The organism is Mycobacterium sp. E2989 (genome assembly GCF_001667595.1).
GTDB lineage: Bacteria > Actinomycetota > Actinomycetes > Mycobacteriales > Mycobacteriaceae > Mycobacterium.
On the sequence record NZ_LZJX01000107.1, the window covers coordinates 1 to 18281 of the forward strand.

General features: G+C 67.9%; 19 protein-coding genes. 8 read left to right on the plus strand and 11 right to left on the minus strand.

All coding sequences use genetic code 11. The features are described 5' to 3' along the window. Nucleotides 1–206 precede the first annotated feature (206 nt). The 3 genes from A5680_RS18545 to A5680_RS18555 all read right to left on the minus strand — a co-directional run bounded on the left by A5680_RS18545 (nt 207) and on the right by A5680_RS18555 (nt 2494). On the minus strand, nt 207–671 hold the full coding sequence (locus A5680_RS18545; RefSeq protein ID WP_067821927.1) for a lipoprotein LpqH: 465 nt from the start codon (nt 669–671) through the stop codon (nt 207–209). Nucleotides 672–812: 141 nt separating this feature from the next. Further along, on the minus strand, nt 813–1454 hold the full coding sequence (locus A5680_RS18550; protein WP_369808545.1) for a S1 family peptidase: 642 nt from the start codon (nt 1452–1454) through the stop codon (nt 813–815). A 173-nt stretch (nt 1455–1627) separates the two neighbouring features. Continuing rightward, the gene (locus A5680_RS18555; RefSeq protein WP_197499812.1) at nt 1628–2494 is read right to left on the minus strand and encodes an alpha/beta fold hydrolase; all 867 of its coding nucleotides are present in this window, start codon (nt 2492–2494) and stop codon (nt 1628–1630) included. Nucleotides 2495–2556: 62 nt separating this feature from the next. Here A5680_RS18555 and A5680_RS18560 point away from each other — a divergent pair, with 62 nt between their 5' ends. After that, nucleotides 2557–4041, plus strand: coding sequence for an amidase (locus A5680_RS18560; protein WP_067821936.1), 1485 nt, complete (start codon nt 2557–2559; stop codon nt 4039–4041). 1 nt (nt 4042) lies between these two features. On the opposite strand, the gene A5680_RS26080 is transcribed toward A5680_RS18560, so the two are convergent. Next, complete coding sequence (locus A5680_RS26080) at nt 4043–4213, minus strand: hypothetical protein (RefSeq protein WP_197281245.1); 171 nt, start codon at nt 4211–4213, stop codon at nt 4043–4045. Between the two features lie 234 nt (nt 4214–4447). On the opposite strand from A5680_RS26080, the gene A5680_RS18565 reads away from it, so the two are divergent. Then, nucleotides 4448–5938, plus strand: a complete 1491-nt coding sequence (locus tag A5680_RS18565) for an FAD-dependent oxidoreductase (protein WP_055403281.1) — start codon at nt 4448–4450, stop codon at nt 5936–5938. A gap of 11 nt (nt 5939–5949) precedes the next feature. Here A5680_RS18565 and A5680_RS18570 read toward each other — a convergent pair whose 3' ends face one another. Next, complete coding sequence (locus A5680_RS18570) at nt 5950–7098, minus strand: TDT family transporter (RefSeq protein ID WP_055403282.1); 1149 nt, start codon at nt 7096–7098, stop codon at nt 5950–5952. Nucleotides 7099–7161: 63 nt separating this feature from the next. Between A5680_RS18570 and A5680_RS18575 the strand changes: the two genes are divergently transcribed. Then, the gene (locus tag A5680_RS18575; protein ID WP_055403283.1) at nt 7162–7434 is read left to right on the plus strand and encodes a hypothetical protein; all 273 of its coding nucleotides are present in this window, start codon (nt 7162–7164) and stop codon (nt 7432–7434) included. Nucleotides 7435–7712: 278 nt separating this feature from the next. Beyond that, entirely contained in the window at nt 7713–9269 is a 1557-nt protein-coding gene (locus A5680_RS18580) for an LCP family protein (RefSeq protein ID WP_156349546.1), read from the plus strand. A gap of 55 nt (nt 9270–9324) precedes the next feature. On the opposite strand, the gene A5680_RS18585 is transcribed toward A5680_RS18580, so the two are convergent. Then, nucleotides 9325–10116 carry an SDR family NAD(P)-dependent oxidoreductase gene (locus A5680_RS18585; RefSeq protein WP_067821939.1) on the minus strand — a complete coding sequence of 264 codons (792 nt, stop codon included), beginning with the start codon at nt 10114–10116 and terminating at the stop codon, nt 9325–9327. A 57-nt stretch (nt 10117–10173) separates the two neighbouring features. On the opposite strand from A5680_RS18585, the gene A5680_RS18590 reads away from it, so the two are divergent. Then, a complete protein-coding gene (locus tag A5680_RS18590) occupies nt 10174–11067 on the plus strand; it encodes an NAD(P)-dependent oxidoreductase (protein WP_055403286.1) in 894 nt (297 codons plus the stop codon). On the opposite strand, the gene A5680_RS18595 is transcribed toward A5680_RS18590, so the two are convergent. Both A5680_RS18595 and A5680_RS18600 read right to left on the minus strand, forming a co-directional pair. Continuing rightward, nucleotides 11050–11880 (minus strand): SDR family oxidoreductase, encoded by an 831-nt coding sequence (locus A5680_RS18595; RefSeq protein ID WP_067821942.1) that lies wholly within the window; start codon nt 11878–11880, stop codon nt 11050–11052. The two genes, A5680_RS18590 and A5680_RS18595, sit on opposite strands and share 18 nt — an antisense overlap. An 89-nt stretch (nt 11881–11969) precedes the next feature. Beyond that, on the minus strand, nt 11970–12893 hold the full coding sequence (locus tag A5680_RS18600) for an enoyl-CoA hydratase (protein ID WP_067821948.1): 924 nt from the start codon (nt 12891–12893) through the stop codon (nt 11970–11972). 149 nt (nt 12894–13042) lie between these two features. Between A5680_RS18600 and A5680_RS25880 the strand changes: the two genes are divergently transcribed. The 3 genes from A5680_RS25880 to A5680_RS18610 all read left to right on the plus strand — a co-directional run bounded on the left by A5680_RS25880 (nt 13043) and on the right by A5680_RS18610 (nt 15352). Then, the gene (locus tag A5680_RS25880) at nt 13043–13207 is read left to right on the plus strand and encodes a hypothetical protein (protein ID WP_156349547.1); all 165 of its coding nucleotides are present in this window, start codon (nt 13043–13045) and stop codon (nt 13205–13207) included. Continuing rightward, entirely contained in the window at nt 13208–14689 is a 1482-nt protein-coding gene (locus A5680_RS18605; protein ID WP_067821950.1) for a trehalose-6-phosphate synthase, read from the plus strand. It begins immediately after the preceding gene. An 84-nt stretch (nt 14690–14773) separates the two neighbouring features. Further along, nucleotides 14774–15352, plus strand: a complete 579-nt coding sequence (locus tag A5680_RS18610) for a hypothetical protein (RefSeq protein WP_067821952.1) — start codon at nt 14774–14776, stop codon at nt 15350–15352. A 12-nt stretch (nt 15353–15364) separates the two neighbouring features. Here the strand turns inward: A5680_RS18610 and A5680_RS18615 are convergent, their stop codons facing one another. From A5680_RS18615 to A5680_RS18625, 3 genes are read right to left on the minus strand one after another with little or no spacing between them, the layout of a single operon-like run. After that, nucleotides 15365–15856: a mammalian cell entry protein gene (locus tag A5680_RS18615; protein ID WP_067821955.1), complete on the minus strand. Its 492-nt coding sequence runs from the start codon at nt 15854–15856 to the stop codon at nt 15365–15367. Then, nucleotides 15856–16545 carry a mammalian cell entry protein gene (locus A5680_RS18620; RefSeq protein ID WP_156349548.1) on the minus strand — a complete coding sequence of 230 codons (690 nt, stop codon included), beginning with the start codon at nt 16543–16545 and terminating at the stop codon, nt 15856–15858. Before A5680_RS18620 ends, A5680_RS18615 begins: the two co-directional genes overlap by 1 nt. Beyond that, nucleotides 16545–18269: a virulence factor Mce family protein gene (locus tag A5680_RS18625; RefSeq protein ID WP_055403292.1), complete on the minus strand. Its 1725-nt coding sequence runs from the start codon at nt 18267–18269 to the stop codon at nt 16545–16547. The genes A5680_RS18620 and A5680_RS18625 overlap by 1 nt, the downstream gene beginning before the upstream one ends. Between the last annotated feature and the right edge of the window lie 12 nt (nt 18270–18281).

Genomic DNA, 18281 nt, shown 5'->3' on the forward strand with positions numbered 1-18281 from the left:
CGGTGCCGGGGTTGCCCCCGCCACCGCCTCCGCCGCCACCACCGTGGCAGCCGGGGCACGGCGGCGCGGGGTCGAGCGGGGCCGCGAAGGCCGAACCCGCGTTCAATGCGACCGCGGAGAAGCTCAGCCCGGCCGCGACCGCCGCCGCACTGACGACACGTTTCATAGACATAGCTGCGTCCCCTCTTGCCTGTCGATCGCCCGCACTACGGGCAGGTCACGTTTAACTCGAATGACTTGGTCACCGCCTGCGGCTGCTGTGGGTTGCTCATGTCGAGCCCGGTCGCGGTGCCCTTGATTGCGTAGGTCTTTCCGTTCACCGCGGCTCCGGCGTTGCCGCCTTGGTTGGGAGCCGCGTCGGAAAAGCCGAGCGTGATCCCGTTGACGCTGCCGAGTCCGACGGAGTGAACGATGGGCGGGGTGGCGTTGCTGACCACGGCGCCGACTCCGGCCGTCGGGTCACCGATGCCGATGTTGGTGTTGTCGCCCGCCTGGGCGCAGGTGACCTGGCCGCTGACGTTCTGCGCCTGACCGTCGACGATGACCTGCGGGCCGGACGTCGACGGCGAAGAGCCGGACGAGCCCGTGTTGGACTTGTTGCTCGAGCAGCCGGCGCAAGCCGCGGCCACCACGGCCACGCCCGCCACGCCGACGACGATCCCACGCTTCACTAATGCTCTCCTTCGTGTCGCTGGTGTCGCACTGCACAACTCATTGGCCTCGTCAACCTAGCGAGTCCCGATCGATACCGCGGGCGTGGATACCCGCTCGCCGGGTGTGGCAAACGCTGAGTTACGCTCGGCCGCCTGCCGTCAGGGCAGGACGTGTAAACCCCACCTGCCCAGCAGCGGATCGATGAGCGTGAAGTAGGTCGTGTAGTCGTCCCCGTCGGGTGATGACATCAACAGACCGACCGCACTGACGGTGCCGTCCGAGTTCTTCACGAAACCCGGGCTGCCGCTGTCGCCGTTGAGGCTGTACACGCTGGCTTCGACGACGCCGCCGTCGACATGCTTGACCACACCACAGGTCTCACCTGTGACGGCACCCAATTTGCAGAACGGCATCCCCTGATGAATCTGGCCCGCGCTCAACACATCCCGGACCTCATACGTTCCACCGACATGTCCGAATGGGGCTCCGACGCTCGGGTCGAGGAGGATGATCGCGGCGTCCTTCGTGTCGCCTTCCTTTTCGCTGGCGGTGATTCTCCCTAGCGGAACGTCATTTCCGTACGTCCACAACGAACCATCGTGGGCGTCACAGTGGCCACTGGTCATCAGGTAATAGCTGCCGTCGTTGCCCTGCGCCGCGAAACCCGCCGTGCACGAGCTGTTTTCGTCGTCCACCTTGATGCCCGGGGTAACGCTTCCATCCGCTCGCGCCGGATTCGCCAACATCGTCGCGGCGACGAACACGGCACCGACCAATCCCAACCCTGGCAACCACCGCATGGCCACGCCGCCTCTCTTGATGTGTCGGGCAGCATGCTAACAGCGCGAGCAGCGTTGGGCCGCCCGAAGGGTAAGTCCCGACCGCCGGCCGAACGCAAGCGAATTGACGTGAGCGACAGAACGTTTAGCGAATGCCCCGTCGGACAAGGGCTTTCGCGCGGAAACCAGCCGGATCAGCCGGCGACGTGGCGGGCAAGGAAACTCAGGACCGCGTCGGCGAAAATGTCGTTGCGATCGCCGGCGACCATGTGCCCCGCCCCGCGCACGTCGGTGAACTCGACCTGCGGGAAGCGGGCCAGGAACTCGTCGGCGCGTTCCTGGCTGACCAGATCACTCATCTGGCCCCGAACCAACAACATCGGCACGCGATCGCGCAAGATCGCCTCGACGGCCGCGTGCATGCGGTCGGGGTCGGTGACCTCGAAGGGCGGATACGCCGCCGTCCCGCTGATGAACTGGGGGTCCCAGTGCCAGTACCAGCGATCGCCGCGGCGGCGCAGATTTGTGGTCAGGCCGTCGAGGTCGGTTGGCCGGGGCCGGTGCGGGTTGTACTCGGCGATCGCGTCGGCGACCTCGTCAAGCGAGGCAAACCCCGATTCCACCCGATCGGACATGAAGGCATGAATCCGATTCGCCCCGGACTGGTCCATGTTCGGCACGATGTCCACCAACACGACCGCGCTGGCGATGCCCGGCGAAAGCTCCCCCGCCAACAGCATCGAGGTGAACCCACCTAACGAGGCGCCGACCAGCACCGGTTGTGCGGGCAGCGCGCCGAGCACCTCCTGAACGTCGCGGGCGAAACTGACGACGCGGTAGTCGCCCTCGTCGGACCAGTCGGACTCGCCGTGCCCGCGCAGGTCGACGGTGACGGCTTGCCAACCCCGCTGGGCCACGGCGGCGGCGGCCTTGCCCCACGACCGGCGGGTCTGCCCGCCGCCGTGCAGGAACACCACCGCCCGCGCCTGCGGATCGCCCAGCCGGTCGGCGACGATGCGCACGCCGCCGGGCCCCTGGATCGAGAACGGTTCAACTGCCATGGGCATCAGGTGATACTAAGCCGCTTCAATACGATGCAGCGGGGCGTCCAGAGGAGAAACCGATGCATCTTGACGAGTACATGACCTTGGACGCGACCGCGTTGGCCGAGCTCGTCGAGCGCAAGCAGGTCACGCCGGCCGAACTTCTCGCGTTGGCACGCCAGCGAGCGGACGCGGTGAACCCCCGGCTGAACGCGATCGTCAGACGCCTCGGCGAGGTGGCGGACACCCGGGCCGCCGACCCGAACCTGCGCGGCCCGTTCGCCGGTGTGCCATTCGTGATCAAGGACCTCGCCCAGGAGTACCGCGGCTTTCCCACCTCGAGCGGTTCCCGGTCACTGGCCAACGACGTGGCCGACCGGCATGCCCTGGTGACGCAGCGGTTCCTCGACGCGGGGTTGGTGATCTTCGCGATGACCAACACTCCCGAGTTCGGCGCCAAGGGCGTCACGGAATCCGATTACTGGGGCCCCGCGCGCAACCCGTGGAACACCGCGCACACACCCGGCGGCTCCTCGGGCGGCTCCGGTGCGGCGGTCGCGGCCGGGATCGTGCCGGCGGCCGGGGCCAACGACGGTGGCGGATCGATCCGCATCCCCGCCGCCTGCAACGGGCTCGTCGGCCTGAAGTTCAGCCGTGGGCTGTCGCCGTACGGGCCGCAGACCGGCGAGCCGATGTTCGGGATGGTGACCCAGGGCGTCGTGTCCCGCACCGTGCGCGACAGCGCCGCGCTCTGCGACGCGATCGTCGGCCGCGATCCGCACGCCGCGTACGAAGTCGCGCTTCCGCCAATGGCTTTCACCGAGCACATCCGGCGTCGCCCCGCCGCGCTGCGGATCGGGTACTCGTGGTCCTCGGCCATCAACCCCAACCCGGACCGGGAGGCCGTCGCCGCGGTGGAACGCGCGGCGACACTCCTTGCCGAACTGGGGCACCACGTCGAGCAGGTCGCGCCCCCGTACGACGACGACGCCCTGGCACGCGACTTCCTGACGATCTGGTTCGCTCAGCTGTATCAACACGTCGCCGACGCCAAACAGCGCACCGGGGCCCGGGACCGAGATTTCGAGGCGGACACGCTGGCCGTGAGCGAATTGGCCAGGGCCACCGGTGTTTTGCCGCCCATCTTCGCGTTGGAAAACCGCAACAACCACATCCGGTCGCTGGCGACCTTCCACGAAAGCTTTGACTGCTTGCTGACCCCCACCCTGGCCGCCCCACCCCTGCGGATCGGCGCCACCGCGACGTCGCGCCCAGTCCAACGGCTGGCGAGGGCGGCCAGTAGGCTGCGGGCGGGAAAAGCATTGGCGCGCAGTGGGATCCTCGACCAGTTGATTCGCGAGAACTTGGGCTGGGTGCCGTACACGCAGCTCGCGAACATCACCGGGCGCCCCGCGATCAGCGTGCCGCTGCATTGGACGGACGCCGGGCTTCCCCTCGGCGTGCAGTTGGTGGGGCGGTTGGGCGCCGACGGCGACCTCCTGCAGCTGGCGGCCCAGCTGGAGGAAGCCAGCCCGTGGGCGCACCGGTATCCGGCGCCCGCGTGACTTATGTCCCGTGCCCGTCCGCCGGGTGATCGCCTCGCCACAACCGGGCGAACCGCTTGGCGACGTCGCCAAGCCTGGTCCCCGCTCGTTGAGAAGCCTTGATCCTGCCCAGAGTCTGCTTCCCCTCCGCGGCGTAGTCCTTGACGGTTTCGTCGCCTTCCTCGGCACGCATCCTTAACCTCCGGTCCTAATCAAGCGGCTGGGCCGCTCGCGCGTCTCGTTGGTCGTTCAGCCCTCCCGATCGGCTCACGGTTGCCTACCCGTCACCCCCGGGGATCAAAACGCCTAGGACCGGGACGGCCTGACTTCGCCTTCGTTCAACGGGAGAAGTCGCAAACTTCACCCGGCCACCTTGAAGAGCGCGTACAGTTCCCCGGTCGAACGTCTGGCGGCGAGGAGGACAACGATGTCCCAGCACGAAGCCGATTTCTGTGTCGTGGGCGCGGGATACGCCGGACTGACCGCGGCCTACCGCCTTCATCAAGCAGGGCACTCGGTCGCGGTGCTCGAAGCCGCGCCGCGCATCGGTGGTCGCACCTGGAGCGCACACCTCTCGGACGGCACGCTGTTCGAGATCGGCGGCCAGTGGGTGGGGGACGAGGAGGCGCAGCCCGACGTCCGACGGCTCATGGACGAACTCGGCGTCGAAGTGTATGCGCAGTACGACCGCGGCAAGACCGTGTTTGTGGACTCCTCGCACAAGGTCCACACGTATGACGCCCACGATTCCAACCCCTTGAAGGCGCTGCCGCCGATTGCCATGGCCGCCAAATTGGATTTGGGCAAGGCCATCCTCAGCATGGAGAAGATGTCGGAGGTCGTTAATCCCCAGGCGCCGTGGGACGACGTCAAATTCCCGTTCACCGTGACTCTTGGAGCGAGCACGACCCGCGAAGCGGATCAGATGACCGTCCAGTCCTGGTTCGACTTGAACGTGCTCACCAGGGATGCCAGGGCGCTGCTGGGAGCGGCGATAGTCGGATACACCGGCGTCGAACTCGGCGCATGTTCCTTGCTGCATTGGCTTTTCGTGCTCAAGACCTACCGGAGCAAGCTTTTCAACATGAGCGGCCAGGCTCCGGGGCAGGCGCAGCAATACCGCGTCCGCGGTGGGATGCAGCAGATGGCGGATCGAATCGTGGCCAAGCTGGGCCCGGGCGCCGTGCATGTGGATGCGCCGGTCCACCACATCGCCCAGGACGCCGACGGTGTCACGGTCAGCGCGGACAGCCTCAGAGTGCGAGCGCGGCGCGTCGTCGTCGCGACGAACATCTCGATGACCAACTTCATTCGCTTCGATCCGATCCTGCCGCCCGACCGCGCGCAGCTGCAGCACCGCGTGCCGACGGGTTCGTTCTGGAAGATCTGGCTCTGTTATGACGAAGCGTTCTGGCGCAAGCAAGGTTTGGTGGGCGAATCCATCTCCATCTATCCGGGCGACTACAGTCCCAACGCGCGGGAATGCGGGTTTGACGAGAGCAGTGAGAAGCCCGGCCTGATGGGCGTTTTCGTCGCCGGCGACAAAGCCCGCGACTTCAATCGTCTGACCCGCGCCGAGCGCAGGGCACAGATATTGAAGGAGATGTCGCACCGCTTCGGCTCGGACGGTGAGCATCTGTCCGAAACGATCACGTTCCCGGCGGTCATGCCGCAGAACCCCGAGCCGGATTCCTATTTCGAGTTCAACTGGTCGATGGACGAGTGGACGCGCGGGGATTTCGCGGGCTGCATGGGGCCGGGGGTCTGGACGGGTGCCGGATTCGGGCCGGCAGTACGCGAGCCGGTGGGCCGCCTCCATTGGGCGGGCGTGGACACGGCCACCTATCCGTACCATTGTGTAAGCGGCGCAGCGCAATCGGGCGAGCGCGCGGCCAACGAGGTGCTTGCGGCGGATTGAGCCCGCCGCCGTCAGGACACCGGTTCCTTGCCGACCTTCACCGGCGCGGTGCTGGGCGGCACCTTGAGCAGGTTGCCGCGCAGGCTGCCCCGCGCGGTGCGGACGGCCACCAACAGCCAGGTGAACAACAGCCCCGCATACGCGATGGCCGCGGCCACCCGAAACGCCGGCAGATGAGTGTGGCCGGCGAGCTGCGAGGTTCCGGTGACGAAGGTTCCGACCGGGAAGGTCAGGCTCCACCACGTCAGGGCGAAGGGCATGCCGCGCCGCAGCGTGCGCACGGTCAGCGCGGTGGCCAGCGCGATCCACAACACCGCGAAGCCCCACACCGGAACCCCGTAGAGGATCGCGAAGGTGTTCAGGTCCTCCGCCACCGCGGGGTCGACGGCGGGGCCGGCGCTGGCACCCAAAAGCCCTGCGGCGGTGATGGATTGGCCGAGCGGTCCCAGCACGATCCACAGCGTGGGCACCCGAGCCGAGCCCGACGTGCCGTACAGCGTCAGGCGCGCCCAGATCATCGCGATGATGTTCAGGGAAGCCAGCAGCGACAGCCCGAACATCGCATAGCAGCCGAAGAGCATGGTTTCGCGACCGGTGCCAGCCGCCATGTGCGGCAGCAGCAGGGCTCCGGTGGCCGCGGCCACCATGGGCGGCACCACCGGCATCAGCCACCCGCCGAAGGCCGCGTCGGGGCCCACGCTGTGCTGGGTGAACATCAAATACGGGATGCTCACCGCGGTGAACAGCCCGCCCAGCGTTCCCCCGGTCCACAACACCCAGTCCAGGTCGACGACTACGCGCTCACCCAAGAGATCCCGGCCGACGAGCACCGCCCCCGCGCCGACCGTCATCAGCGCCATCGGCGCGGCGCCGTAAAAGTGCGCCATCTGCGGATTGCGCGCATGCGTGCGCGCCACGGTTGGGTGCCGCAGCCAATGCCCCCCGACCAGGACGATCAGCGCCACGAGCAGCACGCCGGCGATCACCCAGACGGTTTGCGCGAATGCGCGCAAACCCACCACGTGCACCGGCAGCGTGGCGCCGGCGACGGCCACGATCCCGGTGCCCATCACCGACGCGAACCAGTTGGGTCCGATGTTGCCCAGTACTTCGACCCGGGTCTGCGGCGACGCCGCGCCGTCCGGATTTGCAGTGGCCATCGCTGAGAAACCCTACTGCGCCGCACCGATTCGGGCGGGTACGCCGCATACACTCCAGCGGTGATGCATCCGGCACCAACGACGAGGCGGGCATTCAACAGGCTTCCGCTGATGATCGGGATTGCGGTGGTGGTGGCGCTCGCCGTTCTCGCCATACCCGTCAAGCAACGATGCGGAGCGCCGGGCCTGTCGTGCGCGACGGCGGTCGACCGCCAGGGCAACGTGCACTACTACTACGAGGTCGAGCCACTCGGTGTGTACTTCGCCGAGATCCTGACGGGATCGAACATCACCATTTTCTACGATTCCGGCGAGGACCTGGTCAAAGCCCGCTAGCCGTCGTATCGGCTCGATAACGAGTTCGAGTCGGTCTGGCGGGCGATGTGACCTAGTCGAAACCACCGCGCGACGCCGATACGAGAATGCGCTGGTCAGGCGCGAATTTCCGCCGTGAATCCGCGGTTGGCCCGCGGCATGCGCCCGGCCCGCGGCGCTTTTTCGATTGGGGGCTTCACAGCAAGCTAACGCATACTTGACACCATGCTGGAAGCGACATCGCCGCAAACCGCCGTTGCGGTGCCCGGCGATGCGCTGGGTCCGGGCAGAGTTTTGTGATGGCCCGCTCGGGCGGTGCCCATCGCCGTCATCGAGCCGTCCGTCAACCCTCACGTTTCCGCAAGGGGCTGACGCGCACCTTGGGCGCGCTGGTCTCGGTTGCGGCGATCGGTCTGACCGGGGCGGGGTACTACGTGGCCCACGGCGCGCTGGGCGGCATCACCGTTTCCGACGCCCTGCGCCCCGACGACCCGCGGTCCACCGGCGACGACATGAACATCCTGCTGATCGGGCTGGACTCCCGCAAGGACCAGGACGGCAACGACCTGCCCTGGTCGATCCTCAAGCATCTGCACGCCGGCGATTCCGACGACGGCGGGTACAACACCAACACGCTGATCCTGGTCCACGTCAGCGCAGACAACAAAGTGGTGGCCTTCTCCATCCCCCGCGACGACTGGGTGCCCTTCACCGGGGTGCCCGGATACAACCACATCAAGATCAAGGAGGCGTACGGGCTCACCAAGCAGTACGTCGCGAACAAGCTCGCCAATCAGGGCGGCGTCAGCCAGAAGGAACTCGAGACCAAGGGCCGTGAGGCCGGCCGCGCCGCCACCCTGCGCGCGGTGCGCAACCTGACCGGCGTCCCGATCGACTATTTCGCCGAGGTCAACCTGGCCGGGTTCTACGACCTGGCGCAAACCCTCGGCGGGGTGGAAGTCTGCCTCAACCATCCCGTCTACGACTCGTACTCCGGCGCGGACTTCCCGGCCGGGCGACAGACGCTGGACGCGTCCCAGGCCCTGTCCTTCGTCCGGCAGCGCCACGGCCTGGAAAACGGGGACCTGGACCGCACCCACCGGCAGCAGGCGTTCATCTCGTCGGTCATGCAGGAGCTGCAGGCCGCGGGCACCTTCACCAACCTGGACAAGCTCAAGAGCCTCATGGCGGTGGCGCGCAAGGACGTGGTGCTGTCGGGCGGTTGGGACGAGGAGATGATCCAGCGCCTGGGTTCGCTGGCCTCCAGCGGCAACGTCGAGTTCCGGACGCTGCCGGTGGTGCGCTACGACAACATCGACGGCCAGGACGTCAACATCATCGACCCGGCCGCGATCAAGGCCGAGGTGGCCGCCGCGATCGGCGCCTCACCGACGACCACGGCGCCCGCCACCACGGCCGCCAAGCCGAGCCCGTCGACCGTCGTCGACGTGGTCAACGCCGGCAGCATGAGCGGACTCGCGAGCGAGGTGGCCCGCGCGCTGAAAAACCACGGCTACACGACGGGCCAGACCCGCGACCGCAATTCGGGCGAACCCACCGCCAGCACGGTCGCATACGGCGCCGGGGCGGAGACCGACGCGGGCAACGTGGCCAAACTGCTCGGCCTCGACGCGCCTAGCCATCCCGATCCCACTGTCCAGCCCGGCCACATCAGGGTGACCGTCGATACCAACTTCTCGGTGTCGATGGTCGACGACGGCACGACGGACGAAAGCGCCAGCACCACAACGTCAAGCAAGGCCAAGACCTACTACTACAACGGCACCACCACGACCTATCCGACGCCCGATCAGGGGAAGCCGATCGACGGCGGCGGCGTGCCGTGCGTTAACTAGCAGCGGCGATCGCGAGCGCGGCGAAGCCGGGCGAAGCGGGTCGCCGCCATCGGGGCTACGCGTGCGTCCCGCCGTCGATGCGGATCTCGGTGCCGGTGATGAACGCGCCGTCCTCGGACACCAGCATCGCGATCACCCCGGCCACCACGGACGGGTCGGCCATCCCGGTGCCGCTGGATTCCACCGTGGTCGGCAGGATCGGCATCAGCCTCGAAAAGAGCGCCCAGTCAGCGTCTTTCGGGATGTATCCGCCCGTTGCGTCGGTGATCCCGGACTTGATGCTGCCCGGCGCCACGCACACCGCGCGCAGCCCATCGCGGGCGTATTCGAGCGCCAGCGAATGAGTGAACGCCTGGATTCCGCCCTTGCTCGCGGCGTACGCCGCCATGTAGGGGTGGGCGAAAGAGGCCGAGGTCGAACTGAAGTTGACGATCGAGCTGCGCCGATTCGCCAGTAGCGTCGGAAGCGCTTCCCGCACAACGAGAAACGTGCCGGTCAGGTTGACGCCGACGATTTGGTTCCACAGTTCCAGGGTGGTCTCGTGGGTGTGGGCGGCGCGCAGGATGCCGGCGGCGTTGACCAATGCGTCCAAGCCGTCGAGCTTTTCGACGGCGAGGCACACGCCGTCGATCACCGACTCCTCGTTGCCCACGTCCATCGGCATGGTGGTGAGGCGGTCGGCGGTGCCGACCTCCTCCGCGCGGCCGCGCGTGGCGTCCAGGCCGCCCTCCGCGACGTCGGAGGCCACCACGGTGGCGCCCTCGTCGAGGAGCCGCAGGGCGGTCGCCTGCCCGATCCCCGACGCCGCGCCGGTCACCAAGACCCGCTGGCCCTCGAGTCGCTTCATCTGCCGCTCCCGTCACTAGGCGTGCCCATCATCGTAGGGAGCGGGCACAGTGGAGGCATGGACATCGGATTCATCGGCCTGGGCAACATGGGCGGGGGCATGGCCGCCAACCTGCTGAAGGCGGGCCACCGCGTCACCGTCTACAACCGCTCCCCCGAAAAGGCGGAGGCGCTCGTCCAGGCCGGCGCGTCCGCGGCGGGCACCGTCGCCGACGCGTGCAACGCCGAGGTCGTGTTCACCATGTTGGCCGACGACCGGGCCGTCGAGGGCGTGGCCTTTGGCGAGGGCGGCATCGTCGCTTCGCTGGCGCCCGGCGCGACGCACGTCTCGTCGAGCACCATCAGCGTCGCCCTCTCGGAGCGCCTGGCGGCCGCGCACGCCGATGCCGGCCAGCGGTTCGTCGCGGCGCCGGTGTTCGGCAGGCCCGAGGCGGCCGCGGCCGCAAAGCTTTTCGTGGTCGCGGCGGGTGAGCCGCAGGTGCTGCAGCCGTTGAGCCCGCTGTTCGACGCGATCGGGCAGCGCACCTTCGTGGTGTCCGAGCAACCGCACACCGCCAACCTGGTGAAGCTGAGCGGCAACTTCCTGATCGCTTCGGTGATCGAAAGCCTCAGCGAAGCCGTCGCGTTGGTCGCCAAGGCCGGGGTCGACAGGCAGCAGTACGTGGACATCCTCACCTCGACGTTGTTCTCCGCACCCGCCTACCAGACTTACGGCGGGTTGATCGCGCGACGGCAATTCGAGCCGGCCGGCTTCGCCGCGCGGCTGGGCCTCAAGGACGTTCGCCTGGCCCTCGCCGCCGCGGAACAGCTCGAAGTGCCGCTGCCGGTAGCCAGCCTGCTCCGCGACCGCTTCCTGACGCTGGTGGCGACGGGCGGCGGGCAGCTGGACTGGTCGGCGCTGGCCACGCTCGCCGAGCGCGACGCCGGCCTGACGTCAGACGACCCCGCGTAGCGCGTCGGCGCCGAACGCGGGTTCCAGCATCGCGGAGAAGTCCGGGCCGCGGCGCAGGATGTGGCCGCCATCGACGTTGATGCACTGGCCGGTGATCCAGGAGGCGGCGTCGCTGAGCAGGAACATGGCCAGGTTTGCGACGTCTTCGACCTCACCGACGCGCGGCAGCGGCGTGCAGGCGCTGTAGTCGGCGCTCAGCTCCGGTGAATCCGTAATGGCCGTCACCAGATCCGTGCGGATCAGGCCTGGGCGGACGCTGTTGACCCGCACCCAGGACGGGCCCAGCTCATCCGCCGCCAGCATCATCAGGTGGTCGACCGCCGACTTGGTGACCCCGTACGCGCCGAACCAGCGATGGGTGTTGCTCGCCGCGATCGACGAGATGCCCACGAAGGAGCCACCCCCGCCGCTCACCAACGCGCGGGCCGTGTGCTTGAGCACGTACATGGTGCCGTTGACGTTGAGGTCGACCGTCCGCCGCCAGGCCTCGGAGTCGACCTGCGTGATCGGGCCGATCGTTTCGGACCCGCCCGCACAGTGCACCGCGCCGTGCAGGCGACCATGCCATGCCGTCGCGGCGTCGACCGCGCGGGCGGCCTCCTCCTCGTTGGTGATGTCGGCCGGCTCGTAGCGGATGGAGCCGGCACCCGACAGCGCTTCGATCTCGCTGACGGCGCCCGCCAGCCGGTCGGGGTTGCGGCCCACGATCATGACCGAGGCGCCGGCCGCGACCAGTCCGGCCGCCACTCCCTTGCCGATTCCGCTACCGCCGCCGGTGACCAGATATGTCCGGTTTTCGAAAGAAAGCTGCACGCGACGCCCTCTCAACTGAAACAGGTTCTAGATATCGAACCACGCGGAGGACTGCCCGCGGCAACGGGTACCGCACACCGCCGGCGAGGCTACGGCGTATCGCGGCGGGCCACCTGCGTCGGCTTCGCGGTGCGCCAGTCTTCGACGTCGGGCGGCAGACCGACCGCGTACCGGTTCTCGTTGTGGGCGGCCCAATGTGCGTGCCCCAGCTCGTGGATGTGGAAGGCGTGGCGCAGCGCCTCGGTGAATCCCATTGCGTCGGAGGCGGCGTTGACCGAGTCCTTCACCAGCAGGGCCGCCATCGTGGGCCGGTCGGCGATGCGTCGCGCGAATTCCAGTGTCTTTTCGGCCAGCTCGTCGACCGGGAACACCTTGGACAGCATGCCGAGCCGGTAGGCCTCATCGGCGTCGAGCGAATCACCGGTCAGCAGCAGCTCCTTGGCCTTGCGCGGGCCGAATTCCCAAGGGTGCGCGTAATATTCGACGCCCGGCATGCCCAAGCGCACCGCGACCACATCGCTGAACTTGGCGTTGTCGGCCGCCACGATCAGATCGCACGCCCAGATCAGCATCAGGCCCGCGGAGATCGCATTGCCCTGCACCTGGGCGATGGTGATCTTGCGTAAGTCCCGCCAACGGCAGGTGTTCTGGAAGAAGTAGTGCCACTCCTGCAGGTAGATCTTCTCCGCGATGGGATCGCGGGTCCCGCCGTTGATGCGGAAGCTGGGCAGCTGGCTGCGCTCGGCGATCGCCAGCTCGGAGCCCAAGTCATGGCCGGCGGAGAAGTTGCGGCCGCGCGCGGCCAGAATCACCACGCGCACGGTGTCGTCGGCCTCGGCGCGCAGAAACGCCTCGTCCAGCTGGATCAGCAGGCCGCGGCTTTGCGCGTTGTGGGCGTCGGGCCGGTTGAGCCAGATCCGCGCGATGCGGCCCTCGTCGAGGGTTTCGTAGCTCACCAACTCTTCGGCATCGGCGCTGCCCGGCTGGGCACCGGCTTGCTCTGAGAGTGTCATGCGGCCCACCTCGCTCGTTGTCAGGTCCGACGTCTTTACACATTACGGCCAGTGTGTAAGCGGGTCACCGGTGGGTGGCTGAGCCGGGAGGAACTCGAAGATCAAGTCCTCAGCCACCCGCGCATCCCCGCATCACCTACAGTTAAGTCATGGCTACGAAATCTGACCCTGCCGAGATCGGCGACGTCGAACCGGTTGCCGACAGCACGGCCAGCCAGGCCAGGCGAGTCGTCGCGGCGTACGCCACCGATGCCGACGAGTGCCGCGTTTTCCTGTCCATGCTCGGCATTGGGCCCGCAAAACTCGACGCGTAAATGACTCCCGGGGACCGGCACGACTCGAAGACGCCGACCTTCGGGAATTCCGACTTCGTGGTGGTCGCCAACCGGCTGCCGGTGGACCAGGAACGGCTCCCCGACGGCACCAAGGCGTGGAAGCGCAGCCCGGGCGGCCTGGTGACGGCACTGGAGCCGCTGCTGCGCCGCAGGCGTGGCGCGTGGGTGGGCTGGGCGGGCATCGCCGAGGAGGAGCCCGATTTCGACGACGAGCCCATCGTCCAGGAGGACCTCGAGCTTCGCCCGGTGCGGCTGAGCACCGACGACATCGCGCAGTACTACGAGGGATTCTCGAACGCCACGCTGTGGCCGCTCTACCACGACGTCATCGTCAAGCCGATCTACCACCGCGAGTGGTGGGAACGCTACGTCGAGGTGAACCGGCGCTTCGCCGAAGCCACCTCCCGCGCCGCCGCCCGCGGCGCGACCGTGTGGGTGCAGGATTACCAGCTGCAGCTGGTCCCCAAGATGCTGCGGGAGCTGCGGCCCGACCTGACCATCGGCTTCTTCCTGCACATCCCCTTCCCGCCGGTGGAACTGTTCATGCAGCTGCCGTGGCGCACCGAGATCGTCGAGGGGTTGCTCGGCGCCGACCTGGTCGGTTTTCACCTGGCCGGGGGCGCCCAGAACTTCCTGATCCTGTCCCGCCGGTTGATCGGCGCCAACACCTCCCGCGGATCGGTCGGGGTGCGCTCGCGGTACGGCGAGGTCGACCTCGGCTCGCGCATCGTCCGCGTGGGCGCGTTTCCCATTTCCATCGATTCGGGCTCGCTCGACCAGGCGGCCCGCGACCGCGACGTCAGGCGCCGCGCCCGGGAGATCCGGGCGGAGCTGGGCAACCCCCGCAAGGTGCTGCTCGGCGTCGACCGGCTCGACTACACCAAGGGCATCGACGTCCGGCTCAAGGCCTTCTCGGAGCTGCTGGCGGAGGGCCGCGCCAAGCGCGACGACACCGTGCTGGTTCAGCTCGCGACGCCCAGCCGCGAACGCGTCGAGAGCTACCAGATTCTGCGCAACGACATCGAACGCCAAGTGGGCCACATCAACGGCGAGTACGCGGAGGTGGGCCATCCGGTGGTGCATTACCTACACCGCCCGGTCCCCCGCAACGAATTGATCGCCTTCTTCGTGGCCGCCGACGTCATGCTGGTCACCCCGCTGCGCGACGGCATGAACCTGGTGGCCAAGGAATACGTCGCCTGCCGAAGCGATCTCGGCGGCGCGCTGGTGTTGTCCGAATTCACCGGCGCCGCATCGGAACTCCGGCAGGCCTATCTGGTCAACCCGCACGACCTGGACGGGGTCAAGGACGCGATCGAAGCCGCGCTCAACCAGCCCGCCGAGGAGGGCAGGCGCCGGATGCGGGCGATGCGGCGCCAGGTGCTCGTTCATGACGTCGACCGTTGGGCGCGGTCATTCCTGGACGCGCTGGCGGAGCCGCGCCCGCCGGATGCCAAGTAGGCCGCGCGAACCCATGGTGTTGCCGGACAAACGCTGTGATACTCGATGCATCGGTGAAGGGGAAGGCCCGGAAGGGAGGGCACCGTGAAGCTCCGTCGTGGGCTGGCCGCTGGCGCCGGCATATTCTCGGCCGTCGCCATCGGAATTGCTTTGGACTCCGGTGACCCGGCCCATGCGGTCGGTCCGCCGCCGGACGGCACCTACACCTTGAACGAGGCTGGTGCGTCTGGCGTGATTTGGACGATCTCGGCGCTGTGCGACCAGCCGAACGGAACCCGGAACCTGAACGACTACTCAGACCCGATCGTGTGGGCGATGAACTGCGCCCTGAACATCGTGAGCTCTACGAACGAACAGATCAGCGCCGCGGACAAGTTGCAGAACTTCAGCGGCCGGGCCCGGATGTCCAGCATGCTGTGGACCTTCAAGGTGGATAAGGCGAACGGCGTGTCATGTCCCGGCGGCGGCACCGCGCCGACCACCGAGACCTACGCATTCAGCGATGAAACACTCACCGGCACCCACACGATCCTGCACGGCGCCGTCTGCGGGCTGCAGCCCGACATGAAGAAGCAGCCGTTCTCGCTGACGCTCAACGGACCCCCGCCCAGCCCGGTGCAGCGTTACCCGTTGCGATGCAACGAGATCGCGATCTGCTTCTGATACCCGCTTCGGCTAGATCGGTGTGATGTAGTTGATCAGCCACTGCTTGCCGATCTTCTTGAAGTCCACCCGCAACCGGCTGCCGTCGTAGAGCGGCTGGCGCGTTTTGTCCGTCACCGTGCGGTTCATGTAGACCATCAGTGATGCCGAATCACGTTTGGCGGTCATCACACCCACGCCCACCACGCTGGCCTGGACCACCACCTCACGCTTCTTGGCCTCCGGAATGATCTGCGCGTTGGCGCTTTTCCGGAATTCCTGGCGATAGTCGGGGGTCAACAACGGATACGCGTCGCTGAGGCTGCGTTCCACCGTCTGGTAGTCGTAGGCGAAGACCTCGGGAATCTCCTTGGTGGCCAAGCCCGGTAGCACCGCGCGCGCCGCCTGTTCGCCGCGCGTCTGCACCCGGCCCCAGTAGAACCAGCCGGCCGCCGCGGACAACCCGACGAACACCGCAATCAGGAGGTAGCCCGCGACGACGAGCAGCCAGCGCCGCCAGCGCATCAATTACCCCCGTTGGGATACTTCAGGTCGTAACCCGTCATCCGGCCCTGCTCGTCCTCGTGCACGATCACCCGCAGGCGATACGGCATGGACGGCTTGTTCACGCCGTCGATGTCGGCGACCGTGACGCGAACCGAAACGAGCACGGACGCATTGTCGGTGACGGTGTCGATGCCCTCCAGGGCGGCGCCGTTGATGACGGCCTCCGACGTCGCGTTGGTGGAGCGGAAGATGCCCTTGAGGTTCTCGATGTTGTTGTTGGCGCCCAGCATTCCGCGCAGCGGCCCGCTGGTGCCGTTGTAGAAGCGGTTCACGCTCTCGTCGATGTTGTCCTGTTTGTAGCTGAACATGTTGACCACCGTCTGGGTGGCGGTGTCGACGAACCGTTGCTCGCGCGCCTGTTGCGCAGTGGCATGCCGTTGCTGGACGACGAGCACGGCCACGCAAGCGGCCAGGGCGCCGATCGCCAACAGCGCCGCCGCGAACGAGATCGCCGCCACCAGCGTTCGGTGCGGTCGCCGCCGCGGTGGCGGCTTGACCGACTTGAGGGTCTTGACGGGCTTGGCCGCCGTCGTCGGCGCGGCCTCCACCTGCACGGTGGGGGCCTGACTCGAGTCGCCTTTGGCGGGGCCCGCCGCGCGCGAGGCGCGACGACGAGCGCGCACACCGGCCGTTGGCTCGTCTGCCACTACATCGGCCTCGGATCAAGCATCAGGTCCACCCAATTCTCGGCGCTGGATGCGCCGCTAGCACCGGCCGCGAAAATACCAGTGCCCCCGGCTGGGTCCTTGAACGCGCCGGTCCGCTCGTCATAGGTGGCGTACGCCGGCCCGCTGGCCTGCGGCTGCGACGCCCCCGGCGGCGGTCCCCACGGCTTCTCCGGTCCCGGGCCCGCCGGCGGTGGGTTGATCCCCTCCGGCGGCGCCGGCGGCGGCAGCCACTTCGGGTACGGAAGCTGGGGCGGCACCGGAGGCACGCCCGGCGGCATCCACGCCGGGTTGCCGGGCGGCGGCGGCCTGTCGTTCGGCGGCGGCGGGTCGTACGCCGGCTGGTGCGGCGCCGGTCCCGGCCCGGGGACGACACCTGGGGGCGGCGGCCCGACGATCGGAATACCCGGATCGGGATCGGCACCCGGGGGGATGTACGGGAACTTGTTGGGCGGCAGGGTGTTCAGCCCGTTGGTGACCGGGGTGTCGTAGGGCACCGGCGGGCCTCGCCACGGGTTACGGCCAACGGGCACATAGCCTTTCGGGTCGCGGCAGAGCTGAACCGTCGGCGCCCGTTTGCCCGGGAACTCCTGACACGGATAGTTGCGGGCGCCGCGCACGGTGCTCGGATCGTTCTGGGCCACCTTGCAGTACATGTCCCTCGGCAGCTCGCGCACGGTCTCGTCGGCCGGGGTGCGCATCAGCGGCGGAGGGAGGAAGCCGACGGCGCACGGCGGCGGGTCGTTGAGGTCGAGCTTGAAGTCGAGCTTGGCGCCCTCGTCCTGGGGCGTGCCGCCGGCGGCCGTGGTGATCGCGGCGAACAGCGCCGGCAGCACCACCAGCAGCTGCTCGATCGATTTGTGGTAGATCACGCCGACCCGGCCCAGGTTTGCCAGGCTGGCCGCCAGCGCCGGGAAGGACGGCCGGATGCCGGAGAACGCGGTGCTGGCCTCGTCGGTCGCCCCCGGGGCGGTGGCCAGCGTCGAGCGCAGCTGCGGGTCGGCCTGGCGCACCTCCGAGGTGAACCGCGCCAACCCGTCCGACAGCGTCTTGATGTCCGCGCCGGCACGGATCTGCGCTTCCAGGAACGGCCCGGCCTGGTCGATCAACTGGGAGGCTTGCGGATAATTCGCGTTGGCCTCGTCCACCAGCAATCGGGCGGACTCGAACAGCCGCGCCAACTCGGGGCCCGACCCATTGGTCGCCATGAACGTCTCGTGCAACAGCTCGCGCAGCCGGGTGTCGCCCAGGCTGTTGGTCAGCGCCTCCGCCCGCTTCAACAGGTCGGCGACGTCCTGGCCGATCCTGGTGTTCTGCCGGTCGATACGAGACCCGTTGCGCAGCTTGGTCGTTGCCGGTGTGCTCGGCGGCACCAGGTCGATGTACTGCTCACCTACGGCCGACACGCTCTTGACCGTGGCGGTGACGTTCGACGGGATGGGTGTCCCGCTGTTCAGCCGCATCGCGGCGGTGACGCCGGTGGGGTTGAGGTCCACCGACTCCACGCGACCGACGGCGACGCCGCGATAGGTGACGTTGGCGTTCTTGTACAGTCCGCCGCCCGCGACGAAATCCGCGCTGACGCCGTAGGTGCCGATGCCGAACGTGGCGGGCAGCCGCAGATAGAAGATTGCCATGATCGTCAGGGTGATCGCGGTGATCACCGCGAAGATCCAGAGTTGGATCCTGGTCAGTTTGTCATGCATCCGCTTCCGCCC

What these genes read in the sequence shown, in the direction of transcription:
- A5680_RS18550 (WP_369808545.1), bottom strand. Translation starts at nt 1,454, where the DNA reads ATGCGGTGGTTGCCAGGGTTGGGATTGGTCGGTGCCGTGTTCGTCGCC.
- A5680_RS18555 (WP_197499812.1), bottom strand. Translation starts at nt 2,494, where the DNA reads ATGGCAGTTGAACCGTTCTCGATCCAGGGGCCCGGCGGCGTGCGCATC.
- A5680_RS18560 (WP_067821936.1), top strand. Translation starts at nt 2,557, where the DNA reads ATGCATCTTGACGAGTACATGACCTTGGACGCGACCGCGTTGGCCGAG.
- A5680_RS26080 (WP_197281245.1), bottom strand. Translation starts at nt 4,213, where the DNA reads ATGCGTGCCGAGGAAGGCGACGAAACCGTCAAGGACTACGCCGCGGAG.
- A5680_RS18565 (WP_055403281.1), top strand. Translation starts at nt 4,448, where the DNA reads ATGTCCCAGCACGAAGCCGATTTCTGTGTCGTGGGCGCGGGATACGCC.
- A5680_RS18570 (WP_055403282.1), bottom strand. Translation starts at nt 7,098, where the DNA reads ATGGCCACTGCAAATCCGGACGGCGCGGCGTCGCCGCAGACCCGGGTC.
- A5680_RS18575 (WP_055403283.1), top strand. Translation starts at nt 7,162, where the DNA reads ATGCATCCGGCACCAACGACGAGGCGGGCATTCAACAGGCTTCCGCTG.
- A5680_RS18580 (WP_156349546.1), top strand. Translation starts at nt 7,713, where the DNA reads ATGGCCCGCTCGGGCGGTGCCCATCGCCGTCATCGAGCCGTCCGTCAA.
- A5680_RS18585 (WP_067821939.1), bottom strand. Translation starts at nt 10,116, where the DNA reads ATGAAGCGACTCGAGGGCCAGCGGGTCTTGGTGACCGGCGCGGCGTCG.
- A5680_RS18590 (WP_055403286.1), top strand. Translation starts at nt 10,174, where the DNA reads ATGGACATCGGATTCATCGGCCTGGGCAACATGGGCGGGGGCATGGCC.
- A5680_RS18600 (WP_067821948.1), bottom strand. Translation starts at nt 12,893, where the DNA reads ATGACACTCTCAGAGCAAGCCGGTGCCCAGCCGGGCAGCGCCGATGCC.
- A5680_RS25880 (WP_156349547.1), top strand. Translation starts at nt 13,043, where the DNA reads ATGGCTACGAAATCTGACCCTGCCGAGATCGGCGACGTCGAACCGGTT.
- A5680_RS18605 (WP_067821950.1), top strand. Translation starts at nt 13,208, where the DNA reads ATGACTCCCGGGGACCGGCACGACTCGAAGACGCCGACCTTCGGGAAT.
- A5680_RS18615 (WP_067821955.1), bottom strand. Translation starts at nt 15,856, where the DNA reads ATGCGCTGGCGGCGCTGGCTGCTCGTCGTCGCGGGCTACCTCCTGATT.
- A5680_RS18625 (WP_055403292.1), bottom strand. Translation starts at nt 18,269, where the DNA reads ATGCATGACAAACTGACCAGGATCCAACTCTGGATCTTCGCGGTGATC.